Origin of the sequence: Geomonas subterranea, assembly GCF_019063845.1 — a bacterium.
Taxonomy (GTDB): domain Bacteria; phylum Desulfobacterota; class Desulfuromonadia; order Geobacterales; family Geobacteraceae; genus Geomonas; species Geomonas subterranea.
Genome location: NZ_CP077683.1, coordinates 4,057,634 through 4,078,961 on the forward strand (window position 1 = coordinate 4,057,634; position 21,328 = coordinate 4,078,961).

A 21,328-nucleotide genomic window follows, 5' to 3' on the forward strand; every position below is an offset into this window, starting at 1 on the left:
CTTTTGCCGGGGATGACGACGCAGCTTATCTTAACAGCGCCGCGCCGTTCCTCAATATCGGAGGGTATTTTTTGGTTCCGGGGCATTCTCTGAAGGACCTCGATCTTTCGGCGGGTCCGCGGCAGGGGGCGTGCGTCTTGACTTCGCGACTGCGGCGGATAAAGTGTGGATTTGTTAATTTATCGTGCGCGAGCAGGGGAACCGTCATGGCTGTCAACGTCAGCAGGGAATTGGGCGAGGGGGACCTCGGCAACGGTGTCGGCATCATCGATCCGCTGCGCAACCACCGCTGGGACCGTTTCGTCCAGCAGCACCCCTACGGTTGGATCACCCACCTGTCGGGATGGAAGCGGGTGCTGGACCACGCCTTCCCCCACATGACCGGTTACTATCTTGCCCTCAAGGACTCCGCCGGAGGGTTCCGGGGGGCGCTGCCAGTGTACGCCGTGGAGAGTTGGCTCACGGGGCGGCGGCTGGTGAGCATCCCCTTTGCCACCCTTTGCGATCCGCTGGTGACGGATGCGGCGGACATGGAGCTCCTCAGCGAAGCGGTTCTGCGCCTGGCCCAGAGACTCGGGATCTCCCGCGTCGAGATCAGGACAGCCGCCGCCGCACACCTTTTGAACCGCGACAGGTTCCACGCGGATTGTGTCCGAAAGCATCACTTCCTGCCGCTTTGCCCCGACCCGGAACTGGTCAGGCAGCGCTTTCACCGCAGCTGCGTGCGGCAGCGCATCGCCCGGGCGGAGAGGAGTGACCTTCACCTCATCAGGGGCAAGCGCGAGTCCGACGTCATGGAGTTTTACCTGCTGCATTGCGGCACCAGGAAGAGAAAGGGATTGCCCCCTCACCCCTACCTCCTGGTGAAGGCGCTTTGGCAGACCTTCGCGCAGCAGGGGCTGGTGGAACTGCTGCTGTGCCGCAAGGGGGAAGAAACGGTGGCGGGGCTCCTCCTGTTCAAGTACAAAGGGCGCGTCTCCATCGAGTACTCCGCCGTCAACGCCCTGCATAACGATTCCAGCCCGGTGCATTTCCTGTTCTGGAACGCGATCAAGGAGGCCTGCCTCACGGGCTACCGCGTGCTCGACTTCGGCCAGACATCGGTGCGGAACACGAGCCTGATGGAGTTCAAGTCCCACTGGGGCGCCGAGGTCTCGGACCTCCCCCATTTCATATACCCCAACGACCCCGCGAATTCCTGCGCGGCCGGCGAAGAGTCCATGGCCGAGAAGCTGCTGCACTTCGTCTGCAACAAGGCCCCGGACACGGCGCTCAGTTACCTGGGGGATTTCTGCTACCGGCACCTTGGATAGCACGGTTGGTTTTGAAGTTTTCTCTGCTACCCTATTACGGGCCGGGTTGGAAACGTCCAATGACCCGTGAGCGTCACAGCGGTACAAGACCATCCCTGACCAGGATGGAAGGAGGAAGACATGGCCGAGGCAAGAAGGATTCAGATTCAGGAGGCGCGCAGGAAGGTGCAGGCGGGGGAGTCGCTCTTCGTCTGCGCCTACGACAGCGAGGAGATGTGCGGCGGCATCCGGCTGGAGAAGGCCTGGACGATGGGAGAATTCAACGCCAGGCTTCCCGAGGTGAAGAAGGACCAAGAGATCATCTTCTACTGCAACTGACCGCAGGAACATACGTCTGCCGGTCGGGCAGCTGAATTCGCAGAGAAGGGATTCACCAAGGTCTGGGCGCTGCAGGGCGGGGTGAACGCCTGGAAGGAGGCGGGGTACAAGTAAGAGGGGGCGTATAGAGTGGAAAGGGCCCTCCGGCGGTTGCCGGAGGGCCCTTTTTTTATTCGGTCTCGGTCGTTTCCGATGGCTCCTTCTTGTCGGGCGCTTCGCCCAGGAAGGTGGCAATGCCGTCCCGGGTCCACATCACCGCCTGCTTGCTCCGGAAGGGCTGCAGGAAGTAGTAATCCTTGGGGTTTACCGGTACCGTGTCCTTCTCGTAGGTGATCAGCGCGATCTTGTCGTGGGTAGCAGCGTAGGCCCGGATCTGGTCCCTGCTGGGGAGTTCGACCAGGGGTTGGCTGAGCCTCCCCATGAAATGGAACTGGCCGTGGTACTTGCCGGCGTGCAGGACCTGGTACCCCTCGGCCTGTTTCTGCCGGACCGCCGCCGCGATCGGGTGCAGGTCGTAGCGCTGGAACATGGTGTCGCCCCCGACTATCACCAGGGTGCAGCAGGCCAGGGAGGAAACGGCGACCTGGTTGATCAGGGCCTGCATGGTGCGCGGGCGCAGCATGAAGAGCACCCCCCCCACGACGATGAGCCCGGCTGCCGCGATCCTGATCTCCGTGAGGTCGAAGTGCTTCAAAAGCGTGCCGTGCTTGATGAGCGACGCGGTGATCATGCCGGCGCCGAGGAAGAGGTAGAGGCCGGCGATGGGAAGCCGGAAGCGGGAGACATCCCCCTCTTCCTGAGCGGCGCTTTTGGCCATGAGGAGGCTGAAGGTCGGCAGCACCGGGATCAGGTAGTGGACCTGCTTGCCGCTTAAAAGCGAGAAGATCACGAGGCTCCCCGCGCCCCAGATCAGCACCATCCTGAACCCGGAGTCGCCGGAGAGGCGCTTCCAGGCCCGCCACGCCGGCGGGAACAGGGTCCAGGGCATCAAAAGGGTAGGGATCCAGGGGAGGTACCACCAGAGGGGGCGCTTGTGCGCGAAGGAGTTCGCCATGCGGTCCACGGTCTGCCCCCACAGGATGGCGCGCCGGTAGGTTTCGCCGCCGGTGAGCGCGGCGGGGACCAGCCAGAAGAGCACCACGCCGATGCCGATCAGGAGCGAGAGCCCGAGCCAGGCGTACCACTTCCGGGAAAAGCGCTCCCTGGGGACCCACAGGAAGCCGAGCAGGGCCGCCGGGAGGACGTAGACCAGCACCACCGGCCCCTTGGTGAGGATGCCGCCGCCGATGGCGAGGCCGAGTTGCAGGTAGCAGGCGAAGCGGTGCTCCCGCGCCGCCGAGATCACCGCCAGCGCGGCGAGGAGCACCCAGAAGGCCAGGATCACGTCGAACATGATGACCGAGGACCAGAGCAGGTAGGAGAGCATGGAGGCGAGGATGACTGCCGCGTAGCGCGCCACCTGCCGGTCGTCCCACAGCTTGAGGGCGATGCGGTACACCAGGGTGAGGTTCAACAGGCTGAAGATGAGCGGGATGAAGCGCAGCGTCCCCTCGTTGACGCCCAACAGGAGCCAGTCCAGGTTGACCAGCCAGAAGAGCAGGGGGGGCTTGTGCGAGTAGGGGAGCCCGTTTTGCAGCGGCACGATGAAGGAGTGGTTGTTCCACATCTCCCACGCCACGCCGAGATAGCGGGTCTCGTCCACCGGGAAGTACGGAAGGAGCAGTGCGAGCACGATCCCTGGGATGATCAGGATCGCGAAGGGAAGGCGCAGCTCTTTAATCAGCAGCCGGATCGCTTGCGGCATCTTTCTTTTCCTTGTGGATGAAGAACAGGTTCCTCAGGTAGACGGTGGTGCCGAACGCCTGTCCCAGGATGAAGACCGGGTCCTTGCGGTACAGGGAGTAGACCAGCAGGATCAGCGATCCGAAGATGCTGAAGTACCAGAACGATTCGGGGATGACGCTCTTTCTCTTTTTCTCGGTGGCGATCCATTGCACCACGAAGCGCATGGTGAAGAAGAACTGCCCGGCCAAGCCGATGGCCACCCAGGCCTTTTCCGTTAATACCATCTAGTCGCACCTCGTGATCTTTACGTTCTTCGCGCGCATGCGCAGCCAGCAGACTCCGAAAATGTCGACGATGCCGACCCAGAGGCGGTTCAGTGTGCCGTATTTGGAGACCCCGGCGGTGCGGGGGCGGTGGTGCACCTCGACGGAAATGACATCGCCACCCTTCATCTTGATCAGCGCGGGGAGGAAACGGTGCATGTGGTCGAAGAAGGGGAGCTCCAGAAACGCGGAACGGTAGAAGACCTTGAGGCCGCAGCCGGTGTCCGGGGTCTCGTCGCGCAGGAAGGAGCGGCGGTACGCGTTGGCGAGCTTGGAGGAGATGATGCGCCAGGGAGGATCGTCCCTCTTCTTGCGGTACCCCGCCACCATCTTCAGGTTGGGGTTGTCGCTTTTGAGGATCGCTTCCACCATCTTCGGGACATCGGCGGGATTGTTCTGGCCGTCGCCGTCCATGGTGGCGATGATGGTGCCGGTGGCTTGCCTGATGCCGGTGGCCACGGCGGCGCTCTGCCCGTAGGCGCGGTCGTGCTGCACCACCTTGAGGGACGGGACGGAGCCTTTTAACGCTAGCAGTCTGGCATGGGTGTCGTCGGTACTGCCGTCGTCAACCACGACTATTTCGCAGGCAAGCCCGGTGGCGACGATTTCCTGTACCAGGGAGCCTATGTTGTCCGCCTCGTTGTGGGCAGGTATCACGACTGAGATAGTGTTCATAAAATTCTCTGTTTTTTCAAGTGGATGCTGCAGTAAGTGGCATAAATGGACAATTCGGCAAGATAACACAACCTTGCTGGTGAATCATAGCTTTTTTTGAATGACAAAACTGTCATCTTTCGCGGCTGTAGCGGGTTTTCGCCGCTATCTCAAGGACCAAGTAGCCATGGGAAAATTCGGTATACGCGGTTACGTTTACAACTGTTTAGTGTTAGTCTTTGCGAATGGTTACTTCACTGCTCTCCACCGATGATCTCAGACAGGCCCGGGTGCTGCTGGAAGCAAGCGGCCTGCAGTTCGAGACACCATACGATGACCTGGTCGGTATCTTCGAAGCCGGGCGCATGGTCGCGGTCGGCGCCAGGCAGGGGCGCATCCTGAAGATGCTGGCGGTGGCGACCTCGCACCAGGGGGGGACCCTTTTGGATGAGGTGGTAACCGAACTGGTCGGGCGCGGCTATCAGGAGGGGGTGGACTCCTTCTTCGTGTTCACCTCGCCCGCCCTGGCGCCCAACTTCGAGGCGCTCAACTTCAACCTCCTGGCGGCGTCCGGCAAGACCGCGCTCCTCGAATACGGCGACGGCCTGAAGCGCTACCTCGCCCGCTACACCCGCCAGATCCACCCCGGCAACAACGGCGCCATCGTGGCCAACTGCAACCCGTTCACCCTGGGGCACCGCTACCTGGTCGAACAGGCCGCGGCAGCAGTGGATCAGCTCTTCCTCTTCGTGGTGCGCGAGGAGCGCTCACTCTTTCCATTCGGCGCCCGCATGCGCATGGTGCAGGACGGCACCGCCGACCTGGCCAACGTCACCGTGGTGGACACCTCGTGGTACGCCGTCTCCAGCATCACCTTTCCCACCTACTTCCTGAAAGATGGAGACCCGGGAGGCGCCATACAGATGGAACTCGACCTGCTGCTCTTCGCGCAACGGATCGCGCCGCATTTCCAGGTGAGGACCCGCTTCGTGGGGAACGAGCCTTTGTGCGGCACCACCGCCGCCTATAATGAGGCCATGCACCGGATACTCCCTCCCCTTGGGGTCGAGGTGCGGGAGATAGAGAGAAAGAACGCGGACCAGCAACCGATCTCGGCCTCGCGGGTGCGGGACATGCTCCTGCGCGGAGAACTGGAGGGGATCGCGGAACTGGTGCCGCTCAGCACCCTGGACTTCCTCCTTTCCAGCGAGGGGATCAAGATCTGGGTCAAGGGAGAGACGAAATGAAGATCGTGAAAAAGGCGCAGGCCGGGACCATGCAGTCCAGCGACCTGATGGTGTTCCTGGAGCCGGCCGACACGCTGAAGGTCACCATCGAGTCGACGGTCCTGAAGCAGTTCGGAGAGCTGATCCGGGCCAAGGTGGACGAGGTGCTGCAAAAACACGGCGTCGAGGCGGCGGAGGTACGCATCACCGACCGCGGCGCCCTGGACTACGCCATCGAGGCGCGCCTGGAGACGGCGATCATGCGGGCGACGGAGGGGTAAATGGAAGGTCTCTGGTACAAGGAGTGCAGCAACGGCAGGCGCTTCATCATCAAGATCACCCCGGGTGAGAGCCTCACCACCCGGCTCTTGCAGTTCGCGCACCTGACCGACGTGCGCTACGCCATGATCGTGTCGGCCCTGGGGAGCGTGAAAAACGTGCGCCTCAGGGGGATCAAGACCGGCGCCAGGCTTCCCATCACCACGCCGCGGGTCACCATCCACGACATCGAGGGGCCGTGCGAGCTTTTGGGGCTGCAGGGGAACATCGTCCCGGGCGAGGACGACCTTTTGGACTGCCACTTCCACATCATCATGTCCAAGTCCTCGGGCGAGGTGGTGGGTGGCCATCTCTACGAGGCCGAGGTGTTCGCCACCTGCGAGATCGTCCTCACCGAGCTCGACGTCTCCGGGGTGGAGCGCCACGTTTCCAAGGTGGGAGGGATCCCCACCATCTACATCGACGAGGAGGCGCCCTGATGGCCGGCTTCAAGCTGAGACGCTCCCTTTTGTACGTCCCGGGCAACATGCCCTCCATGCTCCAGAACATCCCCATCTTCAACTGCGATTCCGTCATCATCGACCTCGAGGACGCCGTCCCCCTCTCCGAGAAGGACGCGGCGCGCCACCTGGTCAGGCGCTTCCTGTTGAACTACACCGACCGCAACAAGGAGCTCCTGGTCCGCATCAACCCGCTCGACACCAGGTGGGGGTACGAGGACCTGAAGGTGGTGCTCCCGGCGATGCCGGACGGCATCCGGCTCCCGAAGGCGGACACCCCGGAGATCGTGGAGCGGCTGGACACGCTTTTGACAGAATTCGAGGAGGAGCTGGAGGTGGAGATCGGCCGTTTCGGCATCCTCCCCTCCCTGGAAAGCGCGCTCGGCGTCATCAACGCGGTGGGGATCGCCAACAGCTCCGAGCGCATCTTCGCCCTCGCCTTCGGCGCCGAGGACTACACGGCCAGCATGGAGATAGAGAGAAGCCGCGGCGGCGAGGAGCTCTTCAACGCCCGCACCCGCGTCCTCTGGGCCGCCAAGGCCAAGGGGATCCAGGCGGTGGACACCATCTTCGCCGACGTCTCCGACATGGAGGGGCTCAGGGCCGAGACCGAACTGGCGAAAAGGCTTGGCTACACCGGTAAGTGCCTGGTCAACCCGCGCCAGATCGAGGTGGTGCACGACGTGTTCGCCCCCAAGGAGCACGAGGTGGAGTACGCCCTGCAGGTCATCGAGGCGATCCAGCGGGCGCGGCAACTTGGGACCGGCGTCATCGCCCTCGGGGGGAAGATGGTCGACGCCCCCGTCGTGAAGCGCGCCGCCCGCGTGCTGCGCACCGCCTACGCCCACGGCATGGTGGACACCCTGATCGACGAGGAGGCGATACATGGCGCTCAATAGCCTGGGACGGGAGATTCCGGAGAGCTACGCCGGCAAAGGGCTGATCCCCTACGGCGACCCGTTTTCGCTGCGGCCGCAAGGGCGCGTCGCGTCGCGCCCCCTGAAGCGGGTGAACCCCGGTGCCAGGAAGCTCGTGGGCTCTTTGCGCGAGGCGGTCGAGGCGAGCGGGCTCAGGGACGGCATGACCATCGCCACGCACCACAGCCTCAGAAACGGCGACTTCCTGCTGAACCGGATCGTGGCGGAGATCGCCGCGCTGGGACTCAAGGGGATCTGGATCGCCTCCTCCTCGGTGCACCCGGTGCACGCCGAGATCATCCCGCACATAAAGAGCGGTGTCATCGCCGGCTTCGAGTGCGGCGTGAACGGCCTGATCGGAGAGCTGGCCACCAAGGGGGAAATATCCTGCCCCATCGTGGTCCGGACCCACGGCGGGCGGGCCCGCTCGGTCATCGAGGGGAGCGTCCCCATCGACGTCGCCTTCATCGCGGCCCCATGCTGCGACGAGTACGGCAACATGAACGGCTACTACGGTCCCTCGGCCTGCGGCAGCCTGGGCTACGCCCAGATCGACGCCGCCTACGCCTCCTGCGTGATCGCGGTCACCGACAACCTGGTCCCCTTTCCGGTGGTCCCGGTCAGCATCCCGCAGACCCTGGTGGATTTCGTGGTGGTCGTGGACCGGCTCGGGGATCCGGCCAAGATCGTCTCCACCACCACCCGCGTCACCACCGACCCGGTCGGGCTGCAGATCGCGAGCTACGCCTCGCAGGTGATCGAGGCCTCCGGGCTTTTGCGGGACGGCTTCTCCTTTCAGACCGGCTCGGGCGGCATCTCGCTCGCCGTGGCCGAGAAGGTGCGTAACTCCATGCGCAAGGGCTCCATCAAGGGGAGCTTCGGCTGCGGCGGCATCACCGGTTACTTCGTCGAGATGCTGGAGGAGGGACTCTTCTCCGCGCTCATGGACGTGCAGTGCTTCGACCAGGAGGCGGTGCGCTCCATCGGCAGGAACCGCGCCCACCAGGAGATCAGCGCCGACATGTACGCGAACCCCTTCAACGCCGGAGCCGTGGTGAACCGGCTCGACTGCGTCATCCTCGGGGCCACCGAGGTGGACACCTCCTTCAACGTCAACGTGAACACCGAGTCCAACGGCTACCTCCTGCACAACACCGGGGGGCACTCCGACACCGCGGCCGGCGCCAAGCTTTCCATCATCGTCGCCCCCTCCATTCGCGGGAGGCTCCCCATCGTCAGGGACCGGGTCACCACCATCACCACGCCGGGGGAGACCATCGGGGTGGTGGTCACCGAGCGCGGCATCGCGGTGAACGAGAAGCAGGGCGAGCTCAAGGAGGAGCTGATCCGGAGGAAGCTCCCGGTAAAGGATATTGGCGACCTGCAGCGCGAGATCTGCCGCGTCACCGGAACGCCGCGGCCGCTGGAGTTCGAGGACGAGGTGGTGGCGGTGATCGAGTACCGGGACGGGAGCGTCATCGATGTCGTCAGACGCGTTAAGGAATAGCATCCTCGCCGCGCGCGACCAGCGGCAGGCGCTCCTGGACGGGCTGTTCCCTACCCCCTTCCCGGCGACGGTGATGCTGTCGCTGAACCTGCCGGGGGGGGAGAAGACCGGGGCGCGTGCCGAGCGGCTGTTCGCCTGGGGGGAAGAGGCTCTCCTGAAGGCCCTGAAGGTGACCCCGGCCCTGCGCGGCTCCGATGCCCTGGGACCGTTCGCCTTCTACCATACCCGGCTCCAGGCGACCCAGGTCAAACGGCTCGGGATGGCGCTGGAGACCAGGCACCCCGCCGGGCGGCTGCTCGATCTCGACATCTACGACCACGCCGGCCGCCAGGTGGGGCGCGCCGAACTCGACATAGCCCCCAGGAGCTGCCTGATCTGCTGCGAGCCGGCGCTCGCCTGCATCCACGCCAGGCGCCACAGCACCGAGGAGCTGGTGCTCAAGGCACGGGCGGTGATCGATGCCATCTGAACTGAGAAGACTGGCCCATAACCTCGTGCGCGGCGCCTTCCTGGAACTGTACCTGACCCCCAAGCCGGGGCTCGTCGACCTGAACGATCCCGGCTCCCACCACGATCTATCCCTGGAGCGCATGGAAGCATCCCTGGAAGTGGTTTCCGGCTACCTCTGCCGACTGGCCGACTCGCTCGCGCGTGGGGAGGAGCTCGCGGCCCAGGTGCGCCTGGGAATGGAGGCCGAAAAGGCCATGCTGGAGCGCGCCGGCACCAACTGCCACAAGGGGTACATCTTCCTGAGCGGACTTCTCCTGGCGGCGGCCGCCCGGTCCCGGGGGGGAGGGGAGGAGGCGCTCAGCGAAGCGGTCGCCGGCATCGCCGCCCGCCTTTTCGACGGGGCGCGGGAGGAGAGTAACGGCAGCCGCGCCTGCACCAGCTACGGCGCCCGGGGAATCAGGGGGGAGGCCCTGGAAGGGCTCCCGGCGCTGTTTCGGGAGGCGCTTCCTGCCTTTAGGCGCGAACTCGCCGCCGGCAACCGGGGGAGCGCGGTGTACGCCATGCTGGGACGGCTGATGGCCACGGTGGAGGACACCACGGCGCTGCACCGCTGCGGCAGCGAAGGGCTGCGCACGGTAAAAGAGGACGGCCGGGCGCTGGAGCTGTTGGTCGAGCGGCGCGACGACTTCATGAGTTTTCTGTCCCGCCGCAACGAGCACTACGTGAGCCGCAACCTCACCATGGGGGGAGTCGCCGACCTCCTGGCCCTCTCATTTGCCTGGCTGAGCCACACCGGCGAACTGGAGATCGCCCCGCAGTAGCAGCACGGTTTGACAGGGCATGGTTAATGATATTTAATTCTGCCTATGGTTCATTGCACCCTGCCCCATAGCGTCATCGCCCTCCTGCTTTTTCTCGGCAGCGCCGCACCCGCGGCAGCCGCTGCCGGCCACTCCGCCGCACCCGCATTCCAGCATTGCCAGGATTACGCGCCTCCCTCAGCTCCGGCTGTGGATGGGAGCTCGTCGCCGGGAGCGCCGGACTCCCAACCGGTGAGTTATGGTTCCTCAGGCCATTCCCGTCCGGGAGCCACGGAATCAGCCTTTGCCCCCCTCCCCTCGCGGGAGGGGGTAGGGGGGCCGGGGAAGCTGCCATCACCTGCAGAGCTTGCCGTCGTTGACTCCCCCTCCCTCGCGGCCGAAGACTTCCTGATCCGCCCGGACGGTGCGGCAGGATCGGGCGCAGGCGGGCCGGCGGCTGCGACCGGCGATCCGCGCATCACCGCGGAATTCCCCGGGCCGGCCTGGCGCTGGCGCAGGTCCGGGGTGCCCGGCTACCTGGGGGTAGCCGTCCTCGGCGCGGGCGCCATGTACGTCGAGAGCGCGCATGGCGATCCCGAACCCAAGTGGAAAGGGACCAACGGCTTCGACGAGACGGTGCGCGATGCCCTGCGCCTGCACTCCCGTGGCGCCCGCGAGGTGGCGCACGACGTGGGGGACGCGCTCATGTACGGCATGATCGCCGCCCCGGTTCTCGATTCCCTCGCCACCCTGGGAATTCGTGACCGAGCCTGGGATACCCTGTGGCAGACCGAGATGGTGAACCTCGAATCCTTTGCCTTCACCTCCTTCGTTTCCTCCCTGGTGCAGAACCTGGTGGCGCGCGAGAAACCGTTGGTGCGCAATTGCCGCGGCGGCGCCTGCGAGGGGGACGCCCCCAACCGGAGCATGCCGAGCGGTCATGTCGCTTTTGCCTTCACCGGCGCCGGGCTCGTCTGCAGCCACCACAACTTCCAATCCCTGTACCGGGACCCCGGTCTGGACCGCGCGGCCTGCTGGACCGGCCTCGGGCTCGCCGCCGCGGACGGCGTGGCCCGCATCATGGCCGATCACCACTACGCAACCGACGTGGCGGCGGGTGCCGCCATCGGCCTCTTCTCCGGATTCCTGCTCCCCCGCCTGCTGCACTACGATCGTCCCGAGAAGCCCACAGAAGGAAAAAAGGGGAGCGGCTCGATCATCAAGGGCCTTTCCTTCCGCCCGCTGATTTTCGGCGGCAGCGCAGGCCTCGCCTGCGAGATGAGGTACTAGCCATGAATGCTGACACGCGGGGCCAAGGTTATCCCGGGCATCCCTGGGAGAAGGCGCGGGCCTGGGCGGTGGCGGCCTTGCTGGAAAGCACGCTTTTCGAAGGGGTGAAGGTCCTCGGTGTCGGATGCGGCGACCCCTATCTTTGTCAGACCGTGTTTGGCGCGCTGCAGCGCAAAGAGGTGACGGCCGTCGACCCGGGCCTGGCCGAGGAGCGGCTGGGCGAACCGGGGCCCGAACCCGGGATCAGCTACAGCCGCGAGCTCCCGCCGGGGAGAAACCGCTTCGACGTCACCCTGATCCTGGACGTCCTGGAGCGGGCCGAGGACGACCGGGGGTACCTCAAGCGGATGGTGCGGCAACATGTCGCCGCCAGGGGGCGGGTCCTGGTCACGGTCCCGGCCTTCCAGGCGCTCTACAGCGGACACGACTGGTTCCGCAGACGCTACCGGCGTTACCGGTTGAGGCAGGTGGAGCAGCTCGCCTGGAGCGCAGGGCTGGTGGTGGTGAGCTCCGGCTACCTCTTCGGCTCCTTGATCATCCCGAAGTTCCTGTCATCACGGCTCTACCACTGGGGGAGGGTGCGGGACCGCGGGTGCTGGCGCGGGGGGCGGCTCCTGGCCGCTGTCGTGGGAAAGATACTGGAATGGGACAACAGCGTGATGATCGCGCTGGCTCGGGGCGGGATCCTTCTCCCCGGAGCCACGGCGTGGGTGCTGTGCGAGAACCGGCGCAGCGCCAATTGACACATTGTTTTAATTTGACAGCGGGCTTGCTGATAACGTATACAGATTTAACAAAATTACCGGGGGTTACTTGGGCATGATTGTTTCACCAGAACAAACTGCCGGTTCGGAGCCCACCACACAGAGGACGGAAAAGTACATGCTGAATCTGAAACCGGAGGTCGTAGCCCAGCTCGAGCGCGTGCTCAGCTCTGTCGAAATGTTGCTCCCCAGGGCGGTCAAGGCCGTCAACTGGGCCACCTGCCCCGCCGCCAACTGGCGCCGTCATTCCTTCTCGGGATACCTGGAGGCGGTGAAAGTCACCGACCAGACCAGGCTCGACGACCTCTTGGGTTGCGAGAAGCAGAAAGAGATCATGGTGTACAACACCCGCCAGTTCCTGAAGGGGCTCCCGGCCAACAACGCGCTCCTCTGGGGATCGCGCGGCACCGGCAAGTCCTCCATGGTGAAGGCGCTCCTGAACGAGTACGCCAACGAGGGGCTGCGGGTGATCCAGGTGGAGAAGGAAGACCTCATCTACCTCTCCGAGATCTTCAGCGCCGTCGAGGAACAGCCCTACCGCTTCATCCTTTTGTGCGACGACCTCACCTTCGAGATCGGCGAGCTCTCCTACAAGATGCTGAAGAGCGCCCTGGACGGCTCGGTCTACTCCGCACCGGAAAACGTGCTCATCTACGTCACCTCCAACCGGCGCCACCTGCTGCCGCAGTACAACACCGACCTTCTGGGGGGGAAGTACGTGAACGGCGAACTGCAGGAGAGCGAGGCGATGGAGGAGAAGGTTTCCCTCTCCGACCGTTTCGGCCTCTGGGTCGCCTTCCACGTCTTCACCCAGGACCGCTACCTCGACGCCGTGCGCCAGTGCGTGGAGCGGGAGGCGAAAAACCGCAACGTCAGCATCCCCTGGAGCAAGGAGTTGGAACTCGATGCCATCCAGTGGTCTCACGACAAGACCAAGCGCTGCGGCCGCACCGCGATGCAGTTCTCCCGGCACTGGGTGGGGCGCTACCTGCTCAACCAGCCCTCCGCGTAACGCGGGGCTGCAACTTCCCAATCGAGACCGGCGTGCCCCAGGTGGAGCACGCCGGTTTTTTTTTATCGCGCAGTACGGCCGTTATTTTCATGTGAAAGAGGACGGCCTCTTCCTAAGTGATAAAATGTTCCGGTCCCGCAGCTGCCCGCATCCTTCCGTAACCGTTGCTTATGCAGTTATTACCTTGACAACTGCTGGATCTGCATATATATAATAATTCGAATATATCTCGTATTAGTATTCTGACTGCACCGGCAAGGAGGTTTCCGGGTGAATCAAAGGTTTTTACCGCTCATCGCTCTGCTCGTCGCCTCGTTTGCGGCGCCTGCCTTTGGCGAGGTGGTCTCGCTGCCGGAGGCGGTCAAGCGCGCCCTGGAGAGCAACCACCTGCTGAAAGCAGCGTCGCTGGAGCGCGGTGCGGCGGAGCAGGACGTGGCGGCGAGCCGGAGCCGATACCTTCCCCGCGTGGCGCTTGAGAGCGGCGCGGTCCTCTCCACCACGCCGAGCGCGGTTTTCATGATGAAGCTGGACGAGGGGCGCATCAACCCGGGCAAGGACTTCGCGGCCGACACCCTGAACGATCCTTCCCCCCGCGGCGACTTCAAGACCGCCGTGACGCTTGAGCAGCCGCTGCTCGATTTCGGTATCGCCACCGGGGTGGCGTTGGCCGGGAAGGGTTCCGAGGCGGCCGCCTTCTCCGAAGAGGCGAAGCGCGAGGAGATCGCCTTCCGCGTCTACCTGGCGTACCTGGGGGTGCGCAAGGCGCTGGCCTACCGTGAAGTGGCCGACCAGGCGCTTTTGAACGCGCGGGAGCACGACCGCCTGGCGGCGGTGCGCGAGAAGGACGGCATCGGCCTCAAATCGGACCGGCTGCGCACGGCGACGTCGGTCGCCCAGGCGGAGCAGCGCGTGATCTCGGCCCAAAACGACCTTTTGATCGCGCGCCTGAGGCTCAACCTGGTGGTCGGCGGAAAAGAGGGAGAGCCCCTGGATGTGGCGGAACTCCCCGCGCTGGCGGAGCCCGCAAAGGAGCTGGAACAACTCCTTGCCCTGGCGAGGCGGAACCGCCCCGACCTGAAGCTGGCCGAAAATTCGCAAGAGCGCGGTGAGCTTCAGGTCAGGCAGGCCCGCAACGCCTATCTCCCGACCCTGTACGCGCGGGGGAGCTACCAGATCAACGACCGCGACGTCCCCCTCGGGACCGACAAGGACTCCTGGACCGTCGGGGTGAACCTGCGCTGGGACCTCTTCGATGGCGGCAAGCGCTCACATGACAAGAAGAAGGCGGAGCTCGCGCGCCAGGGCGCGGCGGAACTTTTGGAAAACGAACGCAGGGAAGTGGCGCTGCAGGTGACCGAGAGCGTGCTGCGCCGCCAGGAGGCGCGTCTCAAACTGGAGAGCGCGCAGTCCGCGGTGCGGGATGCCGAGGAGAGCCGGCGCCTGGTGACGCTGCGCTTTGGCAATGGGCTGTCATCTCTCGTGGAGGTGATGGACGCGGAGAGCGCGCTCACCCAGGCCCGCGCCAACCTGGTGGAGGTCGAGAACGGCTTCCATGCCGCGACGGGAGAGATCTATTTCCGCGCCGGCGTCTTTGTGAAGGAGGTGCTGCAATGAGAACGTACCGGGCGGCGTTGGTTGCCCTAGTGATAGCGAGCGGCCTTGGTTGCGGGAGGAAGGAAGGGGACACTGTCGCTCCGGCGCCGCCGCCGGTGGTGAGGGGCGCCACGGTGCAGACCCTCGCGGCGGAGGATCTACCGGACCTCCAGGAGGCGGTCGGCACGGTGCGGGCGCGCAACAGCGCCCAGCTCGCGGCCCGGATTCCCGGCAGCGTGAGCCGGGTCTTCGTGCGCGAAGGCGATCGGGTCGGGCGGGGAAAGGTGCTGGTCTCCATCGAGGCCGTTGAAAGCGGTGCCGCTGCGGCCGGTGCGGTGTCCGGTGTCGAGGAGGCGGCGCGGGCGCTCTCCGAGGCGCAGGCGCAGAAGAACCTCGCCAACGTCACCTTCGACCGTTATTCCCGGCTCTTCGCCGAGCAGGCGGTGACCCGCCAGGAATACGACACCAGGAAGACCGAGCAGGAAGTGGCGGCGCAGGCGGTGGCGAGGGCGGAGGCGCGCCTGGCACAGGCGCGGCACGGCGCACAGGCTGCCGGTGCCGTGGCCGGGTACGGCAGGGTGGTCTCTCCCATTTCCGGGGTGGTGGTGTCCAAGCAGGTCGAGGCGGGGCAGACCGTTTTTCCCGGGACGCCGCTTATGACCGTCGAGGGTGACGAAGGGTTCCGGCTGGAAGTGGCGGCGCCCGAGTCGCTTTTGGGTAAGGTGAGGGCCGGAGACCAGATCGGCATAGCCGTCGAGGGTGCGCCGGAGACGGGCCGTGTTTCCGAGGTCGTTCCGGTGGTCGATCCCGCCACCCGCACCTTCACGGTGAAGGTAGATCTCCCCTCGGGCAGGCTCCGTTCCGGCAGTTACGGCAAGGCATTCTTCAAGACCGGTTCCCGCAAAGGGGTCTCGGTTCCCGCGGCTGCGGTGGTGCAGCGTTCCTCGCTCACCTCGGTGTGGGTGGTGTCCCCCGAAGGGGTGGCGCGTCTGCGCCTGGTGAAACCGGGGCGGACCCAGGGGGGGCGCGTGGAGATCCTCTCCGGCCTCGCCCCCGGCGAAAAAGTGGTCACGGCCGGTATCGACAAGATGGTAGACGGCGCCAAGGTGCAGTAGGCGGCGGGGTAGGTGGGTTCAGGGTGCATCGCCTGACGCAGCTTCCCCCCACCCCCGACCCCCTCCCGCAAGGGGAGGGGGAGCTGCATGGGTAGTGATCGTGCTATTCGGAGGTGGAACTGACTGTCGGCGTTATCCCCCCTCCCTTGACGGGAGGGGGCTAGGGGGAGGGTGAAGCTGCCATGGACAAAGCTGTAGCTACCGCCAGAGCTCGCGCCCTTCGCAACGATTGCACAGACGCAGAAGCAACGCTGTGGCGCTACCTAAAGCACAACCAGCTGGAGGGCGTGAAGTTCCGCCGCCAGCAGCCCATAGAGCAGTACATAGTTGACTTCGTCTCCTTCTCGAAAAAGCTGATTGTTGAGCTGGATGGCGGGCAGCACCAGGACCAGAGAAGCTATGACGCCAGGCGAGACGCCTGTCTCAGCAAAAACGGCTTCACTGTGCTGAGGTTCTGGGATCACGAAATCTTTGAGAACATGGAAGGGGTGCTGGAGGCGATCCGGACGCATTGCCTGAAGCAGCTTCCCACACCCCCCGACCCTCCCACCCCTTCGCGGGGCGAAGTGCTACGGGCGCACGCCCGCAAGGGGAGGTGGAGCTGAAGGCTGCAATGGCTCCTTTCAATAAAGGGCAGCGGTAGAAGTACCATTGTCACCGGAGAACGCATGAACAACCTGGGCTTCGCGGGGAAAATCGCCCGCGCCTTCATAGATTCCAAACTGACGCCGCTCATCGTGGCGGCCTCCCTTTTGATCGGGCTCTACTCGGTCATCGCGACGCCGCGCGAGGAAGAGCCCCAGATCGTGGTCCCCATGGTGGACATCTACCTCCCCATGCCCGGTTCCTCCCCGAAAGAGGTCGAGGAGCGGGTGGTCACCACCTTCGAGAAAAAGATCTGGGAGATCAACGGGGTCGAGTACATCTACTCCGCCAGCCGCCAGGGGATGGGCATCATCACGGTCCGCTTCCTGGTGGGCGAGAGCATGGAAGACTCCCTGGTCAAGCTCTACAACAAGGTGATGAGCAACCGCAACCTCCTCCCTCCCGGAGCGGGGGAGCCGCTGGTGGTCTCGAAGTCGATCGACGACGTCCCCATCCTGTCGCTCACCCTCTGGTCGGACCGCTACGACCACAACGCCCTGCGCCGCGTGGCTCGGGAACTGTGCGATGACCTGCAGAAGGTCGAGAACGTGGCCCACTCGGAGATCAAGGGGGGACTGTCGCGCGAGCTGAAGGTGCAGCTCGACCCGGCCCGGCTCGCCTCGTACGGCCTGACGCCGCTTGCGGTGATGGGGGCGCTGGAGAAGGGAAATGTATCGCAGCGCGCCGGCACCTTCGCCTCGGGGAACCGCGAGTACAGCCTGGAAGCAGGCGGCTTCATCTCCGACCCCGCCGATGCCGGCCGCCTGGTGGTGAGCGTGAAAGACGGCCGACCGGTCTACCTCTCCGACGTCGCCACGGTGACCGACGGGGTGCAGGATCCCAAGGACTACGTCTTCTTCGGCCTGGGGCCGGCCGCGGCCCGCAAAAACCTCAAAGGGGGGGCGGCGGACTATCCCGCGGTCACCATCGCCATCGCCAAGAGGAAGGGGGCCAACGCGACCTGGGTCGCCGAAGACCTCCTGAAGCGGGTCGAGTTCCAGAAGGGGAAACTGATCCCCTCCGAGATGCAGGTCACCGTCACCAGGAACTACGGCGAGACCGCCAAGGACAAGAACGACGAGCTCCTGTTCCACATGTTCCTGGCGGCCATCTCGGTTACCATCCTGATCGCGGTCTTCATGGGGTGGCGCGCCGGCGCGGTGGCGGCCATCGCCATTCCCGTGACGCTCGCCCTCACCATGTTCATCTTCAACCGGATCGGCTACACGCTGAACCGGATCACGCTGTTCGCACTGATCTTCTCCATCGGCATCCTGGTGGACGACGCCATCGTGGTGGTGGAGAATATCCACCGCTACTTCACCACGACCAAGTTCAAGCCGCTTGAGGCGGCGATCCGGGCGGTGGACGAGATCGGCAACCCGACCATGCTGGCCACCCTCGCGGTGATCGCCTCGATCCTCCCCATGGGTTTCGTGGGGGGGCTCATGGGGCCGTACATGCGCCCCATCCCGGTCGGCGCGTCCATGGCCATGGTCTTCTCGCTCCTCATCGCCCTGACCGTCACCCCCTACTTCGCCTACCGCTTCATGAAGGGCGAATCGCACTACGGCCGTGAGGCGGCCCCCGAAGAGACCTGGATGACCCGGTTCTACCGGCGCATGATGGGGCGGCTTTTGCACGACACCAGGGTGCGCCACGGCTTCCTCGCCATGGTGGTGGTGCTCCTTCTCCTGTCCTGTTCCCTGATCTACTTCAAGGCCGTTACGGTCAAGATGCTCCCGTTCGACAACAAGAGCGAGCTGCAGCTGATCGTGGACGCGCCGGAGGGGACGACGCTGGAGGAAAACGCCCGCATGGTGGCCGAGCTCGGGGAAGCGCTCAGGAAGGTCCCCGAGGTGACCGACTTCCAGAGTTACGTCGGCACCAGTTCTCCCTTCAACTTCAACGGCCTGGTGCGCCACTACTACCTGCGCCAGGGGCCGAGCGTGGCGGAGATCCAGGTCAACCTCGAGAGCAAGGACCAGAGAAAAAGCCAGTCCCACGACATCGCGAAGAGGATCCGCCCGACCCTGAAGGCGATCACCGACCGTTACGGCGCCCGGTTGAAGGTCGCCGAGATCCCCCCCGGCCCGCCGGTCCTCTCCACCCTGGTGGCCGAGGTCTACGGCCCCGACCAGCAAAGCCGCGTGGACATCGCCGGGAAGATACGGGAGATCTTCCGGAAGACCCCGGGGGTGGTCGACGTCGACTGGTACCAGGAGGACGATCAGCCCACCCTGCGTTTCGAGGTGGACCGCGCGAAGGCGGCACTTTCCGGCGTGGACGCGGCCCAGGTGGTGCAGACGCTGAAACTAGCGGTAGGGGGGACGGACGTCGGGCTCATGCACGTGCCGCAGGAGAAGGAGCCGGTCCGGATCAACCTGCGCCTGCCGGTCGGCTCCCGCAGCGACGTCTCCTCGCTCTCCTCCATCTACGTGGCGGGGAGCAAGGGGAACGTCCCCCTTTCGGAGCTGGTGCGCGTGGTGCGCGGCGTGGAGGAGAAGTCGCTGTACCGGAAAAACATGAAGAGCGTGGTCTACGTCATCGGCGACGTCGCCGGGGTGATCGAGGCGCCGGTCTACGCCATCCTGAAGATGCGCAAGGATATCGACAACATCCCGCTGCCGGGCGGCTACCACATCGAGCAGCGCGCGGCCTCCCAGCCCTGGAGCGAGGAGCGTCCCGGCATCAAGTGGGACGGCGAATGGCACATCACCTACGAGGTCTTCCGCGACCTCGGCGCCGCCTTCGCGGCGGTCATGGTGCTCATCTACGTGCTGGTGGTGGCCTGGTTCCGCGACTTCACCACGCCGCTGGTGATCATGGCGCCCATCCCGCTCACCCTGATCGGCATCCTGCCGGGGCACGCCATCATGGGGGCTTTCTTCACGGCCACCAGTATGATAGGCTTCATCGCCCTGGCCGGGATCATCGTCAGGAACTCGATCATCCTGATCGACTTCGCCGAACTGAGGCGCCGGGAGGGGATGGCGCTGGACGAGGCGATCATCGACGCGGGCGCGGTCCGCTTCCGCCCCATGCTGCTGACGGCCGCGGCCGTCGTGGTGGGGAGTTTCGTGATCGTGTTCGACCCGATCTTCCAGGGGCTCGCGCTGGCCATGATGTGCGGCGAGATCGCCTCCACCACGCTTTCCAGGATCACCATCCCCATCCTGTATTTCATGGTGCAGTCATGGAAGGAAAAACACACGAAGCAGGCAAGAAACGCAGGCTGAGGTTGAGTCCTGGTCTGAACGAATTCAGGAAAGGGAGGGCAGGTGGGCAGGTGGAGGTTTCTTGACCTCGGCCTCGACCTTGACCTGCTTTCAGGAGGTTGATGGTGTTCTGGTTGCGAAAGAATGTTGCGGAAAAGGCCGGCGACGAGCCGGTGGCCGAGAAGGTGGCCAACGAGGCGGAAGGGTTCTACCGCTCCGGGAAGATGCACTGCGCTGAGGCGGTGCTCGCCGCGGTGAAAAACGAGTTCCTCCCCGAGGCGGGAGACGAACTGGTTCATCTCGCCTCCGGCTTCGGCGGCGGTTCGGGCGCCGGCTGCATCTGCGGCGCCGTGGCCGGCGGAACGATGGCGATCGGCCTGGTGGTCAAGGACCGCAAGGAGGCCGCCGCGCTCACCAAGGAGCTGCACCACTGGTTCAAGGAGCAGTACCGCGTCACCTGCTGCAAGGCGCTCACCGCCAACGGCAAGAAGCGCTGCGTCGAGTTCACCGCCAGCACGGCGGGCAAGGTCGCCGAAATGCTGCAGCAGAGAAAGTGATCCGGTAAAGGGAGGTTCACATGTACATCGACAGAATGTTGAGACTGATCGCCGGCACCTTCACCCTCGTTTCCCTGGCGCTGGCCCACTACCACGACCCGCGCTGGCTCTGGTTCACCGCCTTCATCGGGTTGAACCTGCTCCAGTCCGGCTTCACCAACTGGTGCCCGATGATGACCATACTGGACAAGCTCGGCGTGCCCAAGCTCCCCCCGGGGGAGTGCCGCAAGTGATCTGCCGCATCAAGGTCCTCTGCGACAACACCGCCGGCTCGATCTCCGGCACCCTCGGCGAGCATGGCTTCGCCGCCCTGGTGCAGGCGGGCGACCAGTCGCTTTTGTTCGACACCGGCGGAGGGCACACGCTGCTGCACAACGCCCAGCGCATGAACGTGGACCTGAAGGGCGTGGACCAGGTGGTGCTCTCCCACGGCCACTACGATCATGCGGGAGGGCTCTGGCCGCTGCTGCAGGCCGCGGGGCCCAAGCGGATACTGGCGCACCCCGGGATCTTCACCCGGCGCTACGTGCTGCGCGAGGGGAACACGCGCTCGGTCGGGGTCCCTTATGCCGAGGAGTTCCTCACCGGGCTCGGGGCGAGCTTCTCCTACAGCGACGCCTTCCGGGAGGTTCTCCCCGGCGTCTTCCTGACCGGCGAGGTGCCGCGCAGCACCAGCTACGAGGAAGGGGACGCGGGGCTTTTCTGCGACGAGGCCGGCTGCCACAGGGACCGGGTTACCGACGATCAATCCCTGGTCATCGTGACGGAGAAGGGGCTTTTGCTGCTGCTGGGCTGCTGCCATGCCGGCGTGGTGAACACCCTGGAGTTCGCGCGCGAGCGGACCGGGGTGGAGCAGGTGTACGGGGTGGTGGGGGGATGCCATCTCGCCTTCTCCCCTCAGCCCCAGATTGACGCGACCATCAAGGCCCTGAAGCGTTACGGGCTGAAGAAGATCTGTCCCGGCCATTGCACCGGGTTCCATGCCGCCGCGCGCCTCGCCGCCGCGTTTCCCGGTGGATTCAAGCCCATGCAGGTGGGGTACCTGCTTGAAGTAGACTAATC

General features: G+C 64.8%; 22 protein-coding genes. 19 read left to right on the forward strand and 3 right to left on the reverse strand.

Annotated features, from left to right (window positions below; all coding sequences use genetic code 11):
* The first annotated feature begins 206 nt into the window (after nucleotides 1–206).
* Together KP001_RS17730 and KP001_RS17735 are read left to right on the forward strand one after the other, a co-directional pair.
* A complete protein-coding gene (locus tag KP001_RS17730) occupies nucleotides 207–1,313 on the forward strand; it encodes a lipid II:glycine glycyltransferase FemX (protein ID WP_217286885.1) in 1,107 nt (368 codons plus the stop codon).
* Between the two features lie 120 nt (nucleotides 1,314–1,433).
* Nucleotides 1,434–1,631 carry an ArsR family transcriptional regulator gene (locus tag KP001_RS17735; protein ID WP_217286886.1) on the forward strand — a complete coding sequence of 66 codons (198 nt, stop codon included), beginning with the start codon at nucleotides 1,434–1,436 and terminating at the stop codon, nucleotides 1,629–1,631.
* A gap of 169 nt (nucleotides 1,632–1,800) precedes the next feature.
* Here KP001_RS17735 and KP001_RS17740 read toward each other — a convergent pair whose 3' ends face one another.
* From KP001_RS17740 to KP001_RS17750, 3 genes are read right to left on the reverse strand one after another with little or no spacing between them, the layout of a single operon-like run.
* Nucleotides 1,801–3,435: an ArnT family glycosyltransferase gene (locus KP001_RS17740; RefSeq protein WP_217286887.1), complete on the reverse strand. Its 1,635-nt coding sequence runs from the start codon at nucleotides 3,433–3,435 to the stop codon at nucleotides 1,801–1,803.
* Nucleotides 3,407–3,700 carry a lipid-A-disaccharide synthase N-terminal domain-containing protein gene (locus KP001_RS17745; protein WP_199395801.1) on the reverse strand — a complete coding sequence of 98 codons (294 nt, stop codon included), beginning with the start codon at nucleotides 3,698–3,700 and terminating at the stop codon, nucleotides 3,407–3,409. Before KP001_RS17745 ends, KP001_RS17740 begins: the two co-directional genes overlap by 29 nt.
* Nucleotides 3,701–4,414 carry a glycosyltransferase family 2 protein gene (locus KP001_RS17750; protein WP_217286888.1) on the reverse strand — a complete coding sequence of 238 codons (714 nt, stop codon included), beginning with the start codon at nucleotides 4,412–4,414 and terminating at the stop codon, nucleotides 3,701–3,703. It lies immediately after the preceding gene.
* Between the two features lie 224 nt (nucleotides 4,415–4,638).
* On the opposite strand from KP001_RS17750, the gene citC reads away from it, so the two are divergent.
* The 17 genes from citC (at nucleotide 4,639) to KP001_RS17835 (ending at nucleotide 21,326) form a co-directional block, all read left to right on the forward strand.
* Nucleotides 4,639–5,640, forward strand: coding sequence for a [citrate (pro-3S)-lyase] ligase (citC, locus tag KP001_RS17755; protein WP_217286889.1), 1,002 nt, complete (start codon nucleotides 4,639–4,641; stop codon nucleotides 5,638–5,640).
* Nucleotides 5,637–5,900: a citrate lyase acyl carrier protein gene (gene citD / locus KP001_RS17760; RefSeq protein ID WP_217286890.1), complete on the forward strand. Its 264-nt coding sequence runs from the start codon at nucleotides 5,637–5,639 to the stop codon at nucleotides 5,898–5,900. The genes citC and citD overlap by 4 nt, the downstream gene beginning before the upstream one ends.
* The gene (locus KP001_RS17765) at nucleotides 5,901–6,377 is read left to right on the forward strand and encodes a PPC domain-containing DNA-binding protein (protein WP_217286891.1); all 477 of its coding nucleotides are present in this window, start codon (nucleotides 5,901–5,903) and stop codon (nucleotides 6,375–6,377) included. It abuts the gene before it with no gap.
* The gene (locus tag KP001_RS17770) at nucleotides 6,377–7,297 is read left to right on the forward strand and encodes an HpcH/HpaI aldolase/citrate lyase family protein (protein ID WP_217286892.1); all 921 of its coding nucleotides are present in this window, start codon (nucleotides 6,377–6,379) and stop codon (nucleotides 7,295–7,297) included. The genes KP001_RS17765 and KP001_RS17770 overlap by 1 nt, the downstream gene beginning before the upstream one ends.
* Nucleotides 7,284–8,822 (forward strand): citrate lyase subunit alpha, encoded by a 1,539-nt coding sequence (gene citF / locus KP001_RS17775; protein WP_217286893.1) that lies wholly within the window; start codon nucleotides 7,284–7,286, stop codon nucleotides 8,820–8,822. The genes KP001_RS17770 and citF overlap by 14 nt, the downstream gene beginning before the upstream one ends.
* Complete coding sequence (locus KP001_RS17780; RefSeq protein WP_217286894.1) at nucleotides 8,797–9,291, forward strand: citrate lyase holo-[acyl-carrier protein] synthase; 495 nt, start codon at nucleotides 8,797–8,799, stop codon at nucleotides 9,289–9,291. The genes citF and KP001_RS17780 overlap by 26 nt, the downstream gene beginning before the upstream one ends.
* On the forward strand, nucleotides 9,281–10,093 hold the full coding sequence (locus tag KP001_RS17785; protein ID WP_217286895.1) for a triphosphoribosyl-dephospho-CoA synthase: 813 nt from the start codon (nucleotides 9,281–9,283) through the stop codon (nucleotides 10,091–10,093). Before KP001_RS17780 ends, KP001_RS17785 begins: the two co-directional genes overlap by 11 nt.
* Before the next feature lie 45 nt (nucleotides 10,094–10,138).
* Nucleotides 10,139–11,362: a phosphatase PAP2 family protein gene (locus KP001_RS17790; protein ID WP_217286896.1), complete on the forward strand. Its 1,224-nt coding sequence runs from the start codon at nucleotides 10,139–10,141 to the stop codon at nucleotides 11,360–11,362.
* 2 nt (nucleotides 11,363–11,364) lie between these two features.
* Complete coding sequence (locus KP001_RS17795) at nucleotides 11,365–12,105, forward strand: class I SAM-dependent methyltransferase (RefSeq protein WP_217286897.1); 741 nt, start codon at nucleotides 11,365–11,367, stop codon at nucleotides 12,103–12,105.
* Nucleotides 12,106–12,244: 139 nt separating this feature from the next.
* Nucleotides 12,245–13,138: an ATP-binding protein gene (locus KP001_RS17800; RefSeq protein ID WP_217286898.1), complete on the forward strand. Its 894-nt coding sequence runs from the start codon at nucleotides 12,245–12,247 to the stop codon at nucleotides 13,136–13,138.
* Nucleotides 13,139–13,408: 270 nt separating this feature from the next.
* A complete protein-coding gene (locus KP001_RS17805) occupies nucleotides 13,409–14,752 on the forward strand; it encodes a TolC family protein (RefSeq protein ID WP_217286899.1) in 1,344 nt (447 codons plus the stop codon).
* Nucleotides 14,749–15,846: an efflux RND transporter periplasmic adaptor subunit gene (locus KP001_RS17810; RefSeq protein ID WP_217286900.1), complete on the forward strand. Its 1,098-nt coding sequence runs from the start codon at nucleotides 14,749–14,751 to the stop codon at nucleotides 15,844–15,846. Before KP001_RS17805 ends, KP001_RS17810 begins: the two co-directional genes overlap by 4 nt.
* A gap of 182 nt (nucleotides 15,847–16,028) precedes the next feature.
* Complete coding sequence (locus KP001_RS17815) at nucleotides 16,029–16,451, forward strand: endonuclease domain-containing protein (RefSeq protein WP_217286901.1); 423 nt, start codon at nucleotides 16,029–16,031, stop codon at nucleotides 16,449–16,451.
* 63 nt (nucleotides 16,452–16,514) lie between these two features.
* Nucleotides 16,515–19,730, forward strand: a complete 3,216-nt coding sequence (locus KP001_RS17820; RefSeq protein WP_217286902.1) for an efflux RND transporter permease subunit — start codon at nucleotides 16,515–16,517, stop codon at nucleotides 19,728–19,730.
* Between the two features lie 104 nt (nucleotides 19,731–19,834).
* Complete coding sequence (locus tag KP001_RS17825; protein ID WP_239028000.1) at nucleotides 19,835–20,266, forward strand: C-GCAxxG-C-C family protein; 432 nt, start codon at nucleotides 19,835–19,837, stop codon at nucleotides 20,264–20,266.
* 20 nt (nucleotides 20,267–20,286) lie between these two features.
* On the forward strand, nucleotides 20,287–20,499 hold the full coding sequence (locus KP001_RS17830) for a YgaP family membrane protein (protein WP_217286904.1): 213 nt from the start codon (nucleotides 20,287–20,289) through the stop codon (nucleotides 20,497–20,499).
* Nucleotides 20,496–21,326 (forward strand): MBL fold metallo-hydrolase, encoded by an 831-nt coding sequence (locus KP001_RS17835; RefSeq protein ID WP_217286905.1) that lies wholly within the window; start codon nucleotides 20,496–20,498, stop codon nucleotides 21,324–21,326. Before KP001_RS17830 ends, KP001_RS17835 begins: the two co-directional genes overlap by 4 nt.
* Nucleotides 21,327–21,328: the final 2 nt, after the last annotated feature.